The 17,786-nt window shown below is 69.5% G+C and carries 18 protein-coding genes; 11 read left to right on the forward strand and 7 right to left on the reverse strand.

Going from position 1 to position 17,786, the window contains the following annotated elements; all coding sequences use genetic code 11:
• Positions 1 to 27 precede the first annotated feature (27 nt).
• The 4 genes from ACFRAQ_RS11380 to ACFRAQ_RS11395 all read left to right on the forward strand — a co-directional run bounded on the left by ACFRAQ_RS11380 (position 28) and on the right by ACFRAQ_RS11395 (position 3,851).
• Entirely contained in the window at positions 28 to 696 is a 669-nt protein-coding gene (locus tag ACFRAQ_RS11380) for a hypothetical protein (protein WP_379097526.1), read from the forward strand.
• Positions 697 to 1,239: 543 nt separating this feature from the next.
• The gene (gene pdxS / locus ACFRAQ_RS11385) at positions 1,240 to 2,142 is read left to right on the forward strand and encodes a pyridoxal 5'-phosphate synthase lyase subunit PdxS (RefSeq protein WP_033089600.1); all 903 of its coding nucleotides are present in this window, start codon (positions 1,240 to 1,242) and stop codon (positions 2,140 to 2,142) included.
• Positions 2,143 to 2,481: 339 nt separating this feature from the next.
• Positions 2,482 to 3,324: an MHYT domain-containing protein gene (locus ACFRAQ_RS11390; RefSeq protein ID WP_379097531.1), complete on the forward strand. Its 843-nt coding sequence runs from the start codon at positions 2,482 to 2,484 to the stop codon at positions 3,322 to 3,324.
• A gap of 89 nt (positions 3,325 to 3,413) precedes the next feature.
• The gene (locus tag ACFRAQ_RS11395; protein WP_379097534.1) at positions 3,414 to 3,851 is read left to right on the forward strand and encodes an SRPBCC family protein; all 438 of its coding nucleotides are present in this window, start codon (positions 3,414 to 3,416) and stop codon (positions 3,849 to 3,851) included.
• A gap of 22 nt (positions 3,852 to 3,873) precedes the next feature.
• Here the strand turns inward: ACFRAQ_RS11395 and ACFRAQ_RS11400 are convergent, their stop codons facing one another.
• The 4 genes from ACFRAQ_RS11400 to ACFRAQ_RS11415 all read right to left on the reverse strand — a co-directional run bounded on the left by ACFRAQ_RS11400 (position 3,874) and on the right by ACFRAQ_RS11415 (position 7,947).
• Positions 3,874 to 4,485, reverse strand: coding sequence for a hypothetical protein (locus tag ACFRAQ_RS11400; RefSeq protein WP_379097536.1), 612 nt, complete (start codon positions 4,483 to 4,485; stop codon positions 3,874 to 3,876).
• A gap of 328 nt (positions 4,486 to 4,813) precedes the next feature.
• The gene (locus ACFRAQ_RS11405) at positions 4,814 to 5,632 is read right to left on the reverse strand and encodes a PaaX family transcriptional regulator C-terminal domain-containing protein (RefSeq protein ID WP_379100215.1); all 819 of its coding nucleotides are present in this window, start codon (positions 5,630 to 5,632) and stop codon (positions 4,814 to 4,816) included.
• Positions 5,633 to 5,696: 64 nt separating this feature from the next.
• The gene (locus ACFRAQ_RS11410; RefSeq protein ID WP_379097539.1) at positions 5,697 to 6,899 is read right to left on the reverse strand and encodes a saccharopine dehydrogenase family protein; all 1,203 of its coding nucleotides are present in this window, start codon (positions 6,897 to 6,899) and stop codon (positions 5,697 to 5,699) included.
• Positions 6,900 to 6,924: 25 nt separating this feature from the next.
• On the reverse strand, positions 6,925 to 7,947 hold the full coding sequence (locus ACFRAQ_RS11415; protein ID WP_379097542.1) for an alpha/beta hydrolase family protein: 1,023 nt from the start codon (positions 7,945 to 7,947) through the stop codon (positions 6,925 to 6,927).
• Positions 7,948 to 8,036: 89 nt separating this feature from the next.
• Here ACFRAQ_RS11415 and ACFRAQ_RS11420 point away from each other — a divergent pair, with 89 nt between their 5' ends.
• Positions 8,037 to 8,888: an acyl-CoA thioesterase gene (locus ACFRAQ_RS11420; RefSeq protein WP_379097545.1), complete on the forward strand. Its 852-nt coding sequence runs from the start codon at positions 8,037 to 8,039 to the stop codon at positions 8,886 to 8,888.
• 60 nt (positions 8,889 to 8,948) lie between these two features.
• Here the strand turns inward: ACFRAQ_RS11420 and ACFRAQ_RS11425 are convergent, their stop codons facing one another.
• Complete coding sequence (locus ACFRAQ_RS11425) at positions 8,949 to 10,640, reverse strand: APC family permease (RefSeq protein WP_379100217.1); 1,692 nt, start codon at positions 10,638 to 10,640, stop codon at positions 8,949 to 8,951.
• A 376-nt stretch (positions 10,641 to 11,016) separates the two neighbouring features.
• Here ACFRAQ_RS11425 and pdxT point away from each other — a divergent pair, with 376 nt between their 5' ends.
• From pdxT to ruvB, 5 genes are all read left to right on the forward strand, one after another.
• Positions 11,017 to 11,640 carry a pyridoxal 5'-phosphate synthase glutaminase subunit PdxT gene (gene pdxT / locus ACFRAQ_RS11430; protein WP_357285655.1) on the forward strand — a complete coding sequence of 208 codons (624 nt, stop codon included), beginning with the start codon at positions 11,017 to 11,019 and terminating at the stop codon, positions 11,638 to 11,640.
• Between the two features lie 53 nt (positions 11,641 to 11,693).
• A complete protein-coding gene (locus ACFRAQ_RS11435; RefSeq protein WP_357285273.1) occupies positions 11,694 to 12,446 on the forward strand; it encodes a YebC/PmpR family DNA-binding transcriptional regulator in 753 nt (250 codons plus the stop codon).
• Positions 12,447 to 12,636: 190 nt separating this feature from the next.
• Entirely contained in the window at positions 12,637 to 13,281 is a 645-nt protein-coding gene (gene ruvC, locus ACFRAQ_RS11440) for a crossover junction endodeoxyribonuclease RuvC (RefSeq protein ID WP_379097549.1), read from the forward strand.
• Positions 13,278 to 13,883, forward strand: a complete 606-nt coding sequence (gene ruvA / locus ACFRAQ_RS11445) for a Holliday junction branch migration protein RuvA (protein WP_357083645.1) — start codon at positions 13,278 to 13,280, stop codon at positions 13,881 to 13,883. The genes ruvC and ruvA overlap by 4 nt, the downstream gene beginning before the upstream one ends.
• 6 nt (positions 13,884 to 13,889) lie before the next feature.
• Entirely contained in the window at positions 13,890 to 14,993 is a 1,104-nt protein-coding gene (gene ruvB / locus ACFRAQ_RS11450; RefSeq protein ID WP_379097554.1) for a Holliday junction branch migration DNA helicase RuvB, read from the forward strand.
• Between the two features lie 50 nt (positions 14,994 to 15,043).
• On the opposite strand, the gene ACFRAQ_RS11455 is transcribed toward ruvB, so the two are convergent.
• Complete coding sequence (locus tag ACFRAQ_RS11455; protein WP_379097556.1) at positions 15,044 to 16,012, reverse strand: NADP-dependent oxidoreductase; 969 nt, start codon at positions 16,010 to 16,012, stop codon at positions 15,044 to 15,046.
• Positions 16,013 to 16,082: 70 nt separating this feature from the next.
• Here ACFRAQ_RS11455 and ACFRAQ_RS11460 point away from each other — a divergent pair, with 70 nt between their 5' ends.
• Positions 16,083 to 17,066, forward strand: coding sequence for a GlxA family transcriptional regulator (locus ACFRAQ_RS11460; protein WP_379097559.1), 984 nt, complete (start codon positions 16,083 to 16,085; stop codon positions 17,064 to 17,066).
• On the opposite strand, the gene ACFRAQ_RS11465 is transcribed toward ACFRAQ_RS11460, so the two are convergent.
• Positions 17,047 to 17,742: a FadR/GntR family transcriptional regulator gene (locus ACFRAQ_RS11465; protein WP_379097562.1), complete on the reverse strand. Its 696-nt coding sequence runs from the start codon at positions 17,740 to 17,742 to the stop codon at positions 17,047 to 17,049. The genes ACFRAQ_RS11460 and ACFRAQ_RS11465 overlap by 20 nt on opposite strands.
• Positions 17,743 to 17,786 lie beyond the last annotated feature (44 nt).

The raw sequence follows: 17,786 nt of genomic DNA on the forward strand, positions 1-17,786 counted from the left end.
TGGTGATCTGTGGCAAGGACTTACGGCATGAAGTTGATGTACGCGTTGTGGGGTGCGGATCTGGGGGAGCGGCTGCGGGGCGAGCAGCTGCGCAAAGAGCTGACCGGGCTGGGGGTCAGCGCCTTGCAGGTGAACGTCCGGGACGCCGATGTGGAGGCCGCCCAGGTGCGGCACACCACCTATGACGCGCCGATCGACGCCATCGTCAGCGTGTGGACCGAGGGTGACCACGAGGCCGTGACGGCCGTGATGCGGGCGGTGGCCGACGACGTCAACGGGTGGGTCGTGCACGAGCGCCGCCCGATCGAACCGCCCGAGGTCGCCGACGGCGAGCGCACCGACGCACTGGCCAATATCGCCATCCTGCGCATCCCCGAGAACCTCACCCGCGAGGAGTGGCTGCACAACTGGCACGTCCTGCACACCCCGGTGGCCATCGAGACCCAGGACACCTTCGGCTACGTGCAGAACACCGTCGCCCAGGCCGTCACCGAGGGCAAGCAGGTCGACGCGCTCGTCGAGGAATTGTTCCCGATGGCCGCCATGACCAGCGCGCACGCTTTCTACGGCAGCGGCGGCGACGATGCCGAACTGCAGCGCCGGGTCACGGCCATGATGGAGAGCGTGGTCCGGTTCGGGGCGCACCTGAACCTGGACCTCGTCCCCACCAGCCGCTACTTCTTTCAGCTGGGCTGAGCGCTCACCGGTCTCGAGCGCTCAGCCGAAGAACGAGCTGCGCACCGGGCCCGGTGAATTCACCGGGCCCGGGAGCCCAGCTGCCAGGTGTGCCGGGTGGCGGCGACGAAATCGGCCAGGACCTGGTCGGGGTCGGGCGGAGTGCGATCGTCCCCCGAGTCCGGGGTGCCGTCGGCTTTGTGCGGTCCGCCAATTCGGCTGTGATCGAGGCCATTTCATCGACGGGGAGGGTGTCGGCGATCCGGCGCAGTGTGTGTGCCGGGCCGCTCACACCGTTCGCGGCGAGCAGCGCGCGGACCTCGTGCGATTCACTTGTCATCGCCGTCGATCCTGGCGGGCGGGGCGTGTTCGGGTAAACGAGTATTTGCGACGCGGTAGCCCCGGAATTGTGACGCCCGTCATTCCGGTGCAGGTGGGCAGTCCAGTCGTGTCGGACTGGCTATGAAGTGGCCTGAACCCGCAGCCTAGAATCGTGGTGTTCGATTCCGAGCCGGTGTTCGAATTCAAACGATCCGATTGGCCCACATGACCCAGGAGTTTGCCGTGACCACGCCCGACACCACGCCCACCATCGGTACCGCCCGCGTCAAGCGCGGCATGGCCGAGATGCTGAAGGGCGGTGTGATCATGGATGTCGTCACGCCGGAGCAGGCCAAGATCGCCGAGGACGCCGGCGCGGTCGCCGTCATGGCGCTCGAGCGGGTCCCGGCCGACATCCGTGCTCAGGGTGGCGTGTCCCGCATGTCGGATCCGGACATGATCGACGGCATCATCAACGCCGTCTCCATCCCGGTCATGGCCAAGGCTCGGATCGGCCACTTCGTCGAGGCGCAGATCCTGCAGTCGCTCGGTGTCGACTACATCGACGAGTCCGAGGTGCTGACCCCCGCGGACTACGCCAACCACATCGACAAGTTCGCCTTCACCGTCCCGTTCGTGTGTGGCGCCACCAACCTGGGCGAAGCGCTGCGCCGTATCACCGAGGGCGCGGCCATGATCCGCTCCAAGGGTGAGGCCGGCACCGGCGACGTCTCCAACGCCACCACCCACATGCGCACGATCCGCGCCGAGATCCGCCGCCTGACCTCGCTGTCCAAGGACGAGCTGTACGTGGCCGCCAAGGAACTGCAGGCCCCCTACGAGCTGGTGTGCGAGGTCGCCGAGACCGGCAAGCTGCCCGTCGTGATGTTCACCGCCGGTGGCATCGCCACCCCCGCCGACGCCGCCATGATGATGCAGCTCGGCGCCGAGGGCGTCTTCGTCGGCTCCGGCATCTTCAAGTCCGGCAACCCGGCCGAGCGCGCCGCCGCCATCGTCAAGGCCACCACCTTCCACGACGACCCCGACGTCCTGGCCAAGGTCTCGCGCGGCCTGGGCGAGGCCATGGTCGGCATCAACGTCGAGGAGATCCCCCAGCCCCACCGCCTCGCCGAGCGCGGCTGGTAATCCTCGCCGAGCGCGGCCGGTAATCGATTCGGCCGCAGTCTGATTCACACCGCCGGGTGGTTTTCGTGACCACCCGGCGGTTTTTCATTGTGCGCGAGGGACTTTCGGCCCTATTGAGTTTGCGGGGTGGGTGCTAGCTGTCAAGGGCGGCAGACGTGGAGCGTGGCGGGGCGTGGGGGTGTCCATACCGGTGGCTACCTGCGTGCATACCGGCCGGCAAACTGTGATCGCTTTTCGGGCAGTGGGGTTCGGCAAATTTACTACCTGGTGTTTCGTGGCTAGTGTTCGGCTGAGTCACCGGTGAACAGTCAAATATCGTGTTTCTGGCAAGGAGCCCGCATGCTGGCGATCGACCATTTCACCTATGGCTGGCTGACACCCGTCCTGGCCTATGTCATGTCCGTTACCGGCTCGTTGCTGGCCCTGCGGTGCATGGTGCGGGCGCGGAATCAGCAGGGGCACGGCGGGTGGATCATCACCGGGGCGATCGCGCTCGGGGGGACCGGGATCTGGGTCATGCATTTCATCGCGATGCTGGGGTTCTCGGTGCAGGACAGCACTATTCGGTACAACGTGCCGATCACACTGCTCAGTGCCGCCATCGCGATGGGGGTGGTGTGGCTGGGGCTCTACATCGTGGTGCATCAGCACGGGCAGGCGTTCGCGCTGATCACCGGCGGGACCATCACGGGGCTCGGGGTGGGGGCGATGCACTACTCGGGGATGTACGCGATGAAGACCGACGCGATGGTGGCGTACGACCCGTGGGTGGTGTTGCTGTCCATCGTGATCGCGGTGGTCGCGGCCATCGCGGCGCTCTGGTTCACGCTGCACGTGAACGGCATCATCTCCACGGTCAGCGCCGCGCTCATCATGGGGGTCGCGGTATGCGGCATGCACTACACGGGGATGTTCTCGATGCACGCGCACATGGCGGCGCACATGCAGGCGCCGTCGGGGGCGCAGCCCGCGCAGCTGCTGACGCCGTTGATCATCGCGGTCAGCATGGCGACCATGATCCTGCTGTTCCAGGTCGGGATCACCGAGATCGACGAGCCGGATCTGAGCCGCATCCGCGGGCAGTACGCCAGCCGGTTCTGGCCCGCGCGCCGCGCCGGGAGCGCCCCCGCGGCCGAGGAGTATCCGACCGACACCTTCGACGCCCGGCATCGGCAGTGGTGAGACACACCGCGACGGTCGTGGCCTGACGGTCCGGTTGCTGGTGTCATGAACGCCAGCATCGCTCCGCACACCCCGGGGAAAGGACCGTCATGCCCACCGCGACCCGCACGGTGACCATTGCCCGCCCGATCGACCAGGTCTTCGCGTTCTTCGCCGACACCACCAACAGCGCGCGGTGGCGCAGCGGCGTCAAGGAGATCACCGCCGAGGGCGTGCCGGCCGTGGGCACCATCTATCGCCAGACCGTCTCCGGGCCGGGCGGGCGCGGTATCCCCGCCGATGTCGAGATCACCGAGTACCTGCCGAACCGGGCGGTGGTGCTGCACGGCATCGCCGGACCGCTGCGGCCCACTGTCAGCTACACATTCGTGCCGGTGGGAGACGCCGCCACCGAGGTGACCTTCTCGCTGTCGGCGCAGTTGTCCGGCCTGAAGAAGCTCATGAGCGGCCCGGTCCAGAAGACGATGACCGCGGAGGTCTCAGGGCTGGATCGCGCCAGGATATTGCTCGAAACCGGGGCCGCCTGAGACTCTTCGACCGCGCCCGGACCTACCCGGCATGCACGGCCGGGCGGTCGGGGTGGTCCCAGGCGACGAGAATGTCCGGTCGCTCGGTGTGCTCGCGCTGATATTCCACCAGGCCGTCCACGGTGAACGCCTGCTCCGGATCGGTCCGCCGCCGCAGCGCCCCCTCCGACATGCGCAGGAAGACAGTCAGATCGAAGTCCAGTCCCCGCCCGAGGAGCATGGGCCCGGCGACGAACAACACCGTCGAGCCGGCGGCGTCCCGAATCCGGGCGCGGGCCGACCGGTCGGTGCGCTCGTTCCACAACGCGGGCAGGAATCGCCCGCTGTCCCGAAGCGATTTCACGACTTCGCGATTCACGGCGGCATAGTCGAACCACCCTGTTCGATAGGTGAATTCACTGTCCCGGTCGTATTCCAGCCGCACCGACGCCGGTCGCACGAAGTCGTGCAGAGAAATCACCTCGGCCGGACGCCCGCGCGTCCGCAGCACGTCGGCAACGCCACTCGCCACCCGCAGCGGCTCGGCGGCATCCGCACCGTCCACCGCCACCACCGCGTATCCCGGCAGCGCCCCGGCCCGCTCGGCGATCAGCTCGAGCAGCGCGTCCGGAGCGAGGGCAGTGAAATCGGGCACTGCACCATCTTGCGGGAGGTCTCGCACCCGACGCCCGTGGGGGCAACGGCCACCGACCACCTCATGGCCTGGGCGCCGCCCGCGGCCTGCCCCGTCATCGGGCGCGACCCCCGGACGGCTCCCACCGTGATCGGCGAGCTCCCCTGGCGCGAACCTGCGCACTGGCGTCAGGGCCGATCCCGTTGCACTGGGGCCCTTCTCGGCGCCGCCGAGCACCGAGCACGGCGGGCGCGGTGGTGATGGGGTGCTCACGGCGGCCGTTGTGTGGGAGTCACTGAATGCGAGGTGTGCGCATTGTGCCGAGCCGTGCGCTCGGTCGCCGGTTCGTTCAGCGGCGGGGTGTTGTGTCGGTGATCTCCGAGACCGCGTCCGCGTACCAGCGGAACAGGCGGATCGGCGGCAGGGGAGCGGCGTCCAGGGCTGCCCAGCATTCGGCGACCACCGCGCGCGCGGCCGCGCCGATCCAGGGCTGGGGGAGCAGTTCGGGCGGTAGCAGCGGGTCCGGATTGTGGGCGCGGTCGAATTCGGCCGCCAGGGTGATGGCGAGGGTGACGCGTTCGGTCTCCTGCGCGGTCGGGAGGGTCGAGCGCACGTGTTCGGCGATGCCGAGGAGGCGTTCGTGGCAGGCCGCGAGCCGGTCGAGCGGCCACAGGTGGGCTGCCAGCTCACGTGCCGCGGTGGATTCGCCGACGGTCAGGTCGCGGGTGGAGAAGGTGGTGAGGGAGCCTGCGATACCGAGTTCGCCTGCTGCCGAACGGATTCGTTCCTCCCACGGGTGCGCCGAGGCGTACAGGCCGCCCTGGATCGGCGCGCCGCCGAGTTCGACGATGGTGTTGCGCATGGCATCGCGTGCCGTCCGGTCGGTCTCGGGCACCGCGAACGCCGCCACGTGCCAGACGCCGTCCCAGCCGGCCCGCCCGCGGTCCTGCGCGTACATCAGTCGCAGGTACTCGAGCTCGGGTGCGAGCACCGCGCGGGTGTCCTCGGTGGCGCGCAGGAGCGCCTTGCGGCCGCGACCCTCGTGCGTGAACAGCCCTTCGGCGACAACCCTCTTGATGCACAACCGAACCTGCTGATCGGTCATGCCGAGCGCGGCCGCGACATCGTAGAGTTCGCCGGCGTCGATGGTGGCGTCCTCGCGGATCATGCTCTCCACGAGCGACCGGGTGGGAATCTCGGTGGCCGGAATCAGGTCGTCCACTGTGTAAACCTCACTGTCCGGCCGGTTCCTGCTCGATGACCACCGGTGACGCGCCGCCGAATTCGCGTCCCAGATCGGCGAAGAAGCGGGGCGCGTCGATGACGGCCTCCGGCGGGTGCACGCCCGGGCGGCGGGCACAGCCGTCGATGACCTGGGACATGCCCAGTGCCAACGGGATCCCGGTCGCTCGCGCCATATCGGCGAACAGCTTATCGAGACCGCCGGCGGCGTTCGGGCCCAGGTGCGCCAGCACCCGGTGCTCGCGACCGGCGCGCCGGCCCGAGACGGTGGCGAAGAAGGGCGGCAGATTGCCCGGCCCTCTGGTGCGCAGCGCGGTGGGCACCGAGCGGGCGATCCGGCCCAGCGACGGGCGCGCGAGTTCTCGTGCGGCGGCTTCGTTGGTGAGCTTCCCGGCGTCGATGTCGCGGCGCAGCATGTCCAGGTAGGCCAGCGTCGTGGGCGTCACCACCATCAGATTGGCGGCGTCGCCGACCGGTTTCAGGCTGCGCTGCAAGGTGATCGGCTCGGGATGGCCGACGGTGTAGGCGGTGCCGCGCCGCCCGCCGGGCAGGGTGAGCTCGACCGGGCGCAGCGGGCGCTGGGAGACCAGACGTCCCGCTGTCACCGCCGCGATGGTGCCGCTGCTCTGCCGCATCCAGTGCACGGCCGCGGCGGTCGGCTGCCCGCCGGTGAGCAGCGACTCGTCCTCGCCCGCGCCCGGAACATCCACCGGCCACGCGGTATACGCGTCGTGGACGGTGTCGAGCTCGGCCGCCGCCAGCGCGGCCAGCAGGTTGCTGATCCCGGGGCTGGCTCCCATGCCCACGATCGCGCACACCCCGGCCTCGCGCGCCGCGTCGTCGAGCCCGAGCATGTCGAGCGTCGGTTCCCAGTCGTCGCAGATGTCGAGATAGTGCGTGCCGGTGTCGATGGCCGCGCTCAGCACGGTGCGGCCGAAACGGTAGTAGGGGCCGACGGTGTTGAGCACCAGGTCCGCTCGGGACAGCGCGTCGCGCAGGGTGGCCGCGTCGGTGACATCGACGGTGCGCGCGGCGACCGGTACCCGCGCCGCGGCGAACCGCCGGGCGGTGGCGGCGGCCGCGTCGCCGTCGCGATCGGCGATCACGATGTGCTCGACGCCGAGGAGGGTGGCGGCGGTCTCGACGGCGGCGGCTCCCATCGCGCCGGCCGCGCCCAGGGCGAGGACTTTCATGGCGGTGCTCCCGTGACTCGGTGGTTCAGTGTTTCGAAGGATCGGCGGCGAAGTCGCGCAGCGCGTCGAGATAGCCGGGGGCGTACAGGGATCGGGGCGCGAACAGGGCGACCAGGAAGGACCGGACGCTGTCGGGCTTGTCCAGCTCGAACGTGACGATGTTGTGCGAGGCGTCGGGATAGGTGCGCACCGTGAGCAGGCTCGCGGGCATCGACTCGCGGTACACGCGCGCGGTCTCGGCGACGTCGACATGGAGATCGCGCTCGCCCAGTGCCAGCAGCGTCGGAACGCGCACCCGTGGCAGGGCTTCGGTGATATCGGCGAGGTAGTTCTTGCCGACGAACCGCCACCGATCCTCGGACATCGGCGGGGAATCCGTTGTGGCCGTGCGATATCGGGGATAGTCGGCACCCTCGCGCAACAGGGTCAGATCGTTCTCGCGTCGCCGCAGCTGGTCGGCGAGCTCGTCCGCGGAGGCGTTGCGCTGATCCAGCTCGGCGCGCAGGTTGTATTCGCCCTGCCGGATCCAGTTGATCGCCGGACCGGCGAGGATCATGAACCGCAGTTCCGGGTGCCGGGCCGCGACCTCGGGCAGCACCCATCCGGCTTGGCTGATGCCCCACAGGCCGATGCGCTGCGCGTCGATCTCGGGGCGTCCGCGTGACCAGGCGATGGCCGCTTCGGTCTCGACGGCCCGGTCGTGCATGGTCTGGTCCAGCCAGTTCCCGGGCGCGCCGTTCACCCCGGGCTTGTCCCACGCCAGCGACGCGTATCCGGCCTCGGCGAAGCTCTCCCAGATCGGCCGGTAGAACTCGTCGCGGTCGGCGGTGGCCACCCCGTCGCCGTGGACGAAAACCACGAGTCCGAAGGGGCCGTCACCCTTTTCGGGTAGCGCCAGGGTGCCGTGCAGGGGGTGTGCTCCGCCGGTGATGGTGACCTGTTCGGTGCGAATGTCGAAGTCGTGCTGCACGACGACGCATCCGCCCGCCGACAACAGCAGGGCGGCAACGCAACTCGCGGCGATCAGGAGGCGGCGCTTCCGGGACATGATTCTATCGTATCAGAAACGATCGTACATAAAGTGATAGATTGCTCCGGTTGTTAGCCTGAGCGGGACAAACGCGAAGGGACGGGTGCATGGCGACGATCGAAGAGGCGCTCGAAATAGAGCAACTCGAACGCGACATCTTCCGCGGCGCGTCCATCAAGACGCAGCTGCCCCGCACATTCGGCGGGCAGGTGGCCGGACAGGCGCTGGTGGCGGCCGTCCGCACGGTGGATCCGCACTATCAGGTGCATTCGCTGCACGGGTACTTCCTGCGGCCCGGTAACCCGGAGCGGCCCACCGTCTACATGGTGGAACGCATCCGTGAGGGCCGCTCCTTCTGCACCCGCCGGGTGACCGGGGTGCAGAACGGCGAGGCCATCTTCACCATGTCGGCTTCGTTCCATGTGGGCGACGAGGGGCCCGAGCATCAGGATCAGATGCCCAACGTCCCGCCGCCCGCGGACCTGCCCGACGCCAAGGAGTCCATGAGCCCGGAACGGCTGTGGGCCATGCGCGAATGGGAGCACTGGGACATCCGCACCATCCCGCAGGACGAGGTGGACCGCCGTGGCGGCCTGGCCGCCCAGCAGCAGGTGTGGTTCCGCTACCGGCACCCGCTGCCCGACGACCCGCTGTTCCACGTGTGCACGCTCGCCTACATGAGCGATATGACCCTGCTCGGCTCCTCGAAGGTCATCCACCCCGACGAGCCCACCCAGAACGCCTCGCTCGACCACGCCATGTGGTTCCTGCGCCCGTTCCGCGCCGACGACTGGCTGCTCTACGACCAGCAGTCGCCGTCGGCGGGCGCGGGCCGGGCGCTGACCGGCGGCCGGATCTGGAACCAGGCCGGGGAACTGGTGGCGGTCGTCATGCAGGAGGGGCTGACCCGCACCCTGAAGGATCCGCAGGCGCAGTCGTACCCGCCCGGAACCGCCTGAGCGACAAACGAATCGAGCGCGCCGCCGGTGGAATCCGGCGGCGCGCTCGTTGTTTCGCGATCAGGCGGTCTGCACCCGCAGGTGACACACGACGGTGTCGTTCATCTTGCGCAGCACCCGTTCCAGCTCGTCGCTGCGATGGCTGGGCAGCACGTGATTCCATCCGGCGGGCGGCTCGACCTCCGCGATCACCACCACCTTGCGGCGCCCGGCGAAATGGTCGGCGACGTAGCGCGCCACCGGGCCGCCGACGGTCGAATCGCCGTCCTCGAGCAGGACCAGGCGCACGTCCGGATGCCAGGTCTCCCATTCCTTGGTGAAGACGGTGATGTTCTCGCCCGGCAGGCACACGTGCACCGCGGTCACGTCCCGGCCCAGCGACATCGCCGCCGAGAGCGCCTCCCGGCTGAGCTCCGACACCTCCGACACCGGCACCACGATCGCGGTCTCGGTGGCCTTCGGCTCGGCGGGCACGCAGCCCGCGCCCCGGCAGCCGTCGATGCGGGTGTAGATGGTTCGAATCCGTTCCATGGCGGCCACCAGCAGCGGCAGCACCACCACGATCAGCCACGCGCCCTCGGTGAATTTCATTGCGGTGGTGACGATCAGCGCCACGAAGGTGAGCGCCGCGCCGAAACCGTTGAGGACGGCACGCCACTGCCGGCCCGGGCCACGCACCGCCAGCCAGTGCCGGACCATCCCGGCCTGGGCGATGGTGAAGCCCACGAACACGCCGATCGCGAACAGCGGCACCAGCGCGTTCATATCGCCGCCGGAGCCGACCAGCAGCACCGCCGACGAGATGCCCAGCGTGAGCACACCGAAGCGGTACACCTGCCGCTGCGAGCTCACCGCGAACCGGTGCGGCAGGCTGTTGTCGTCGGCGAGGATCTTGGTCAGTGTCGGCAGGCCGCCGTAGGAGGTGTTGGCGGCCAGAGCCAGCAGGATCACCGTCGCGAACTGCACGATGTAGTAGGCGATGCCGTGACCGAGCGCGGCTTCGGTCAGCTGTGACAGGACGGTGGTGCCCTCGATCGGGTGAATCGCGAACTTGCCGATCAGGGCGGCCAGTCCGATCAACATGACGCCGAGCAGCGCGCCGAGCGCCACCTCGGCCCGCTGCGCGCGCTTGACCTTGGGCTCGGCGAAGGTGGGTACCGCGTTGGCGATGGCCTCGACACCGGTCAGCGCCGCACAGCCGCTGGAGAACGCCTTGAGCAGCAATAGGATTCCGATGGTGCGCGCGTTCTCGGAGACGGCCACGCCGGTGGCGACGGTCGCCGGTTCCGAGCGCAGCAGCCCGGCGACGATCACGGTGAGGATGCCCAGCACGAACACCGCGGTCGGGGCCATGAAGGCGCGGGCGCTCTCGCGGATGCCGTACAGATTGAGCACCGTGATGCCCGCCAGCACCGCCAGGCAGATCCAGACCGTGTAGGGGAACAGCTGTGGGAACGCCGATGTCAGTGCGGCCACACCCGCGGCGATGGACACCGCGACGTTCAGCACGTAGTCCACGATCAGTGACGCCGCGGCCACCAGACTGGTCCGCCGCCCGAGCCGTGCCTTCGCCACCGCGTACGCGCCGCCGCCGTTCGGGAAGGCCGCGATGACCTGCCGGTAGGAGGCGATCAGGACCGCCAGCAGCACCACGATCGCCAGCGTGACCGGCACCGTGAAGCCCAGTCCGGCCGCACCCGCGGCGGCCAGGACCAGCACGATCGCCTCCGGTCCGTAGGCGACCGAGGCCATCGCGTCGAGCGAGAGCCCGGCCAGCCCTGTAGCCACCGTCAGCCCGTGCCGGGGCCGGGTAACCCCGTACCTGGACCGACTCGGACCACGCCGGGATCGCGTCCGGCTGTTCGAGGACGGGGAACGCAGGAGGGAAGGCCGCGCCTGCCGATGGTGCGATGAGGTCTGCCCGGGCCGCGACGTCGGCTGCCCGGAGCGGGATTCGGTCAGCCCGGGCTGCGCGGAGGGGGAGTGGTCTCCGCCGCGCGGCCCGGGCGAGGTTTGCGGAAGTACATCGGTCACATTCGCGAGTGTTCACCCGAAATCCCCGGTGGACACGCGTCCTGACGGAACCCTGACGCCCTGGGTGAGCAGGGCCACACACTCCGGCAAACGTATGCTCGACGGCGTGAAACCGACGATTGGTGTGCTGGCCCTGCAGGGCGATGTGCGCGAACATCTGCACGCTCTCGAGGCCTGTGGTGCGGAGGCGGTCCCGGTGCGCCGGGAATCCGAGCTCGCCGCCGTCGACGGACTGGTCATCCCCGGTGGCGAATCCACCACCATCAGCAAACTGCTGGAAGTCTTCGAGCTGCTGGAGCCGCTGCGGCAGCGGCTGCGCGACGGCCTGCCCGCCTACGGGTCGTGCGCGGGCATGATCCTGCTGGCCTCGGAGGTGCTCGACACCCGCCCGGACATGCAGGCGCTGCACGGCATCGATATGACGGTGCGCCGCAATGCCTTCGGTCGTCAGGTCGATTCCTTCGAGACCGATCTGGATTTCGCGGGCCTCACCGACGGACCGGTGCGGGCGGTGTTCATCCGCGCGCCGTGGGTGGAGCGGGCCGGTGACGGCGTCGAGGTGCTGGCGCGGGTGCCGTCGGGTCCGGCCGCGGGCCGGATCGTGGCGGTGCGGCAGGGCAATGTCATCGCCACGTCCTTCCATCCGGAGGTAACCGGTGATCTGCGGGTCCACAGGCTGTTCGTCGACACCGCGGTGCGTCCGCGCGCCGGGGTCTGACGTACGCTCGAATGTCGGAAACCATTCAGCCCCCTGAAACGAGGAAGTAGGGAATGAGCGGCCACTCCAAATGGGCCACCACCAAGCACAAGAAGGCCGGGATCGACGCGAAGCGCGGCAAGCTCTTCGCCAAGTTGATCAAGAACATCGAGGTGGCGGCCCGCACCGGTGGTAGTGACCCGGACGGCAACCCGACGCTGTACGACGCCATCCAGAAGGCGAAGAAGTCGTCGGTGCCCAACGACAACATCGAGCGCGCGCGCAAGCGTGGCGGCGGTGAAGAGGCGGGCGGCGCGGACTGGCAGACCATCATGTACGAGGGCTACGGCCCCAGTGGTGTCGCCCTGCTGATCGAATGCCTCACCGACAACCGCAACCGCGCGGCCGGCGAGGTGCGTCTGGCCGTCACCCGCAACGGTGGCAATATGGCCGACGTCGGTTCGGTGTCGTACCTGTTCTCCCGCAAGGGTGTCGTGGTGCTGGACAAGGCCGGGCAGTCCGAGGACGACATCCTCGATGTGGTGCTCGACGCGGGCGCCGAGGAGATCAACGACCTGGGCGACGAGTTCGAGGTGATCTCCGAGCCGGGCGACATGATCGCGGTGCGTTCCGCGCTGCAGAAGGCCGGGATCGACTACACCTCCGCCGAGTCCGGCTTCCAGCCGTCGGTGACCGTGCCCGCGGACGTGGACCTGGCCCGCAAGGTGTTCAAGCTGGTCGACGCGCTCGAGGACAGCGACGACGTCCAGAACGTCTACACCAATGTCGACATCAGCGACGAGGTGCTGGCCGAGCTCGACGCCTAGCGTCCGCTCTCACGAACCGGCATCGGCTCTCACGACGCGGGCCGCTTCCCTTCCGGGAGGCGGCCCGCGTCGCGTCTTCGCGGTGTGAGCGCTGGATCCGGCCCCCGACCGGCCGTGTCGATGGACAATGTCGCGGCGGTGGTCCGTTAGACTCTCGAACAGTTGTTCGTTCACGGTGAGAGGGGTTTCGGTGCGGGTGATGGGCGTCGACCCCGGGCTCACCCGGTGCGGTCTGTCCATGGTGGTCGGAGCTCTCGGCCGGCAGGTGTCCATGCTGGAGGTCGGCGTGGTGCGCACCCCACCGGAAATGGATCTGGCGCAACGGCTTCTGCGGGTCTCCGACGCCGCCGAGGCCTGGATGGACAATCACCGGCCCGAAGTCGTCGCCATCGAACGGGTCTTCTCCCAGAACAATGTCCGCACCGCCATGGCCACCGCGCAGGCGGGCGGCGTGATCGCCCTCGCGGCCGCGCGCCGCGGGATCCCGGTGCACTTCCACACCCCGTCGCAGGTGAAAGCCGCGGTCACCGGCAACGGTTCGGCGGACAAGGCGCAAGTGACCGCGATGGTGACCCGTATCCTCGGGCTGTCCGTCGCACCGAAACCCGCCGACGCCGCCGACGCGCTCGCCCTGGCCATCTGCCATTGCTGGCGTGCGCCCATGCTGGATCGCATGGCCAAGGCGGAGGCGATGGCCGAGAAGCAGCGGCGGCTGTACGAGGAAAGGCTTGCCCAGCAACGCGGTAACGGCCGCCCTCCGCGCAGCGGAGACGGCCAGCGCGGTGCTGGTTCCCAGCGTGGTGAATCTCCGAATCGGAAGGCGGTAACGCGGTGATCGCGTCGGTGCGCGGCGAGGTGCTCGAGATCGGGCTCGACCATGTGGTGATCGAGGCGGCGGGAGTCGGCTACCGGCTCAACGCCACCCCGGCGACCCTGGCCGGATTGACCCGCGGCGAGGATTCCCGCCTCTACACGACCATGATCGTGCGCGAGGACTCCATGACGCTGTTCGGCTTCGCCGACACCGAGGCGCGAGAGTTGTTCGGGCTGTTGCAGACCGTGTCCGGCGTCGGCCCGAAGCTGGCCATGGCGGTGCTCGCGGTGCTGGAGCCCGAGGCGCTGCGCAAGGCGCTCGCGGAATCGAACGTGACCGCGCTGACCCGGGTGCCCGGCGTCGGCAAGCGCGGCGCCGAGCGCATGGTGGTGGAGCTGCGCGACAAGGTGAATCTGGTTCCGGTGCAGTCCGGTCCGCCCGGATCGGGTCCCGCGCCCATGGTCACGCCGGTGCGTGAGCAGGTGGTGGACGCGCTCATCGGTCTCGGCTTCCCGGCCCGGCAGGCCGAGGGTGCCGTCGACGCGGTGCTCGCCGACGAACCCGGCATCGGCACCTCCCAGGCGCTGCGCACGGCGCTGGGCCTGCTCGGCAAGAATCGATAACCGGTCATGGCAGAGGATTTCGACGACTTCGACGACGCGGGCTTCGACGCGGACGAATCCAGCGTCACCGCGAGCTATCTGCAGTCCGACGGCGAGATCGAGGCCAGCCTGCGCCCGAAGTCGCTCGACGACTTCATCGGCCAGCCGCGGGTGCGCGAACAGCTGGCCCTGGTGCTGCGCGGCGCGAAACTGCGCGGCGGCACCCCCGACCACGTCTTGCTGTCGGGCCCACCGGGGCTGGGCAAGACGAGTATGGCCATGATCATCGCCGGTGAACTCGGCACCGCCCTGCGCCTCACCTCCGGCCCCGCCCTGGAACGCGCCGGCGACCTCGCCGCCATGCTCAGCAACCTGGTCGAGGGCGACGTCCTGTTCATCGACGAGATCCACCGCATGGCGCGCCCCGCCGAGGAAATGCTGTACCTCGCGATGGAGGACTTCCGCGTCGACGTGGTGGTCGGCAAAGGCCCCGGCGCCACCTCGATTCCCCTCGACATCGCCCCGTTCACCCTGGTCGGCGCGACCACCCGCTCGGGCGCGCTGACCGGCCCGCTGCGCGATCGGTTCGGTTTCACCGGCCACATGGACTTCTACGAGCCGCTCGAACTGCAGCAGATCCTCGAACGCTCGGCCCGAATCCTGGGCGTACGCCTGGAATCCGACGCGGCCGCCGAGATCGCCGGACGTTCCCGTGGCACGCCGCGTATCGCGAACCGCCTGTTGCGCCGCGTGCGCGACTACGCGGAAGTCAAGGCCGACGGCCTCGTCACTCCCGAAATCGCCCACGCCGCACTCGCGGTGTACGACGTCGACTCCCTCGGCCTCGACCGCCTGGACCGCGCCGTCCTGAGCGCCCTGATCCGCAGCTTCAACGGCGGCCCGGTCGGCGTGTCCACCCTGGCCGTCGCTGTCGGCGAGGAAGCGACCACGGTCGAGGAAGTCTGCGAACCGTTCCTGGTGCGAGCAGGTTTGGTGGCCCGCACACCCCGCGGCCGCATCGCCACCGCCGCCGCCTGGGAGCACCTGGGCTTGGTCCCGCCCCCGGACCTGGTCTTCGGTTCGATCGAGGTGCGGCGGCACGAACCGCAGATGGACCTGTTCGAGCCGTAGGGCGGTGCCGCACCGGCCGTCTCGCGACAGCCGGTGCGCGTCGCGCGCCGTCAGTCCACGGTGAGAACCAATTTGCCGACGGTGTGGCCGGTTTCGCCCAGGGCGTGCGCCGCGGCGGCCTCGGCGAGCGGGAACACTCCCGCGAGGGCGGGCCGCAACGCACCGGTCTCGGCGAGCTCGCGCAGCGCGTTCATGCCCGTGTGATCAGCCTCGACCAGCATGACCGCGGCCCGGACGCCGAGTTCCTCGGCCGCGGCCTTCAGATGGTCGGTGCCCAAGGCGCGCAACGTGACCACGAGACCGCCGGGGCGCAGGGTCCGCAGTGAGCGCAGCGCGTGGTCGGCGTCGATGGGGTCGAGAACCACGTCGATATCGCGCAGCGTCTCGGCGAAATCGGTGGTGCGGTAGTCGAGTACCTCGTCCGCGCCGATGCTCCGCAGGAAATCGTGATTGGCCGCGCTCGCGGTGCCGATCACGTGCGCGCCGCGGGCCTTGGCGATCTGTACGGCGAAGTGGCCCACGCCCCCGGCGGCGGCGTGGATCAGGACCCGCTGCCCGGCCACGACATTCGCGGTGTCGACCAGGGCTTGATAGGCGGTCAGTGCGGCCAGCGGGATCGCGGCCGCCTCCGGGTGCCCCAGATTGGCGGGCTTGCGGGCGAAGGCGCGGGCCGGTGCGGTGACGAATTCGGCCGCCGCGCCGTGCCCGTGCGGGTACGGCAGCATGCCGAACACCTCGTCACCGGGCTCGAACAGGGTGACGCCGACACCGGTGGCGACCACCTCGCCCGAGACGTCCCAGCCCAGCACGAACGGGGGTGCGGGCAGGAACAGGCCCGCGCGGGCACGGTGCCCCCAGTCGGTCGGGTTCAGCGCGGTGGCGCGAACCCGGACCAGCAGCTCGCTCGGACCGGGCTGGGGCACCGGCATTTTCACCTCGTGCAGGACCTCGGGTCCGCCGAGCACGTCCTGTCCGATGGCCGTCATGGTGGTGGGGAGGGTGTAGTCCTTGTCGCTCATGCCTCTCAGCCTGCCGTCAGGGGCGGGCCCGGGAAATGGCATGATCGCCATTATTCGATAGGATCGTGCCATGGAGTCGGAGGTTGCTCGGCCGCACACCGTGGTGGTGCTGGCGCTCGACGGGGTGTATCCGTTCGAGCTCGGCATCCCGAACCGGGTGTTCGGGACCGCGGACGGGCGGTACCGGGTGATCACCTGCTCGCTCGACGGTCGACCGGTGCGCAGCAGCTCGGACTTCGATATCGCGGTGGCGCACGACGCGCGCGTGCTGGAAAACGCGGACACCGTGGTGATTCCGCCGTGCGATGTGAATCCGATCCTGGAACAGGGACTGCCGCACGAGGTTTCGGCGGCGCTGGCGTCGATCCGTCCCGGTACGCGACTCGTGTCCATCTGCACCGGCGCTGTCGTGCTCGCCGCGGCCGGACTGCTCGACGACCGGCCCGCCACCACCCACTGGAACATCGCCGACCGCTTCCAGCGAGCCTTTCCGGGCATCCGCGTCGACCCCAACGTGCTCTACGTCGATGACGGCGACCTCCTGACCTCCGCGGGCGCGTCCGCCGGAGTCGACCTGTGCCTGCACCTGATTCGCGGCGACCACGGCAGCGAGGTCGCGAACGCCGTCGCGCGGCGGTGCGTCGTCCCGCCGTGGCGCGAGGGCGGGCAGGCGCAATTCATCGAGCAGCCGGTCCCGCCGCCGACAGCCGCTGGCACGGCCGAGGCCCGGCAGTGGGCACTGGAAAACCTGCACCGGCCACTGACCATGGCCGACCTCGCCGATCGCGCGCGCATGAGCGGCCGCACCTTCGCGCGACGCTTCCGCGACGAGGTCGGGACGAGTCCCGGCCGGTGGCTGATCCAGCAGCGCGTGTTCCGGGCGCGCGAACTACTCGAATCCACAGAGCTTTCCGTGGACCGGATCGCCGGTGAGGTCGGGTTCGCGACCGGCGCCTCGCTGCGGCAGCATCTGCACGAGGCGATCGGCGTCGCACCGCTGGCCTATCGCCGCACCTTCCGGAGCGAAGCGGTGCTCACCGGCGCGGGCGGCTGACCTCGCGAACCTCACGCAGGTGCTGTTCCATCGCCGCCGCCGCGCCCGGGCCGTCGTGGGCCGCGACGGCGGTGTAGATGCGGTGGTGGCCGTCTATGGACAGGGCGCGGGCGTGGCGGGTGCGGTGGGAGAGGGCTCGGGTGCGGCGGGTCCAGTCGGTGGTCATGGTGCAGAGGGTTACCAGCAAGGGGTTCTGGGCGGCGCGGGCGAGGAGGGTGTGGAATTCGATGTCGAGGCGCAGGGATTCGGCGGGGGAGAGTGAGTCGCTGGAGCGGGCCAGGACGTCGTCGAGGGACAGCAGGTTGGATTCGACGGCGCGGAGGGCGGCCAGTTCGGCGATGCGCGGTTCCACCAGGTCGCGGAGTTCGATGGCGTGGCCGAGCTCGATATCGAGGTCCGCGAGCCCGCCCGCGAGATCACCTGCCCGGCGCGGGTTCTCGATGACGGTGCTGCCGCGGCCCTGACGGCGTTCGATGAGCTGCTTGGATTCCAGCTCGAACATGGCCTGCCGCAACGAGGATCGCGACACGCTCAAGCCGGCCGCCAGGTCGCGTTCCGGCGGCAGCCGATCCCCGGCCCGCAGTTCCCCGCTGGTGATCAAACCCTCCAGGTGCGCCGCGACCTCCGCGCTGACGCTGCGTGCGCGCCGGCGGAGCGGCGGAATCGATGCCGTCACGCCCCGAGTCTAAATCCCTTCCCAGGCAGACCATTTCGGGTAGG

It is taken from the genome of Nocardia sp. NPDC056611 (assembly GCF_042792755.1).
GTDB lineage: Bacteria > Actinomycetota > Actinomycetes > Mycobacteriales > Mycobacteriaceae > Nocardia.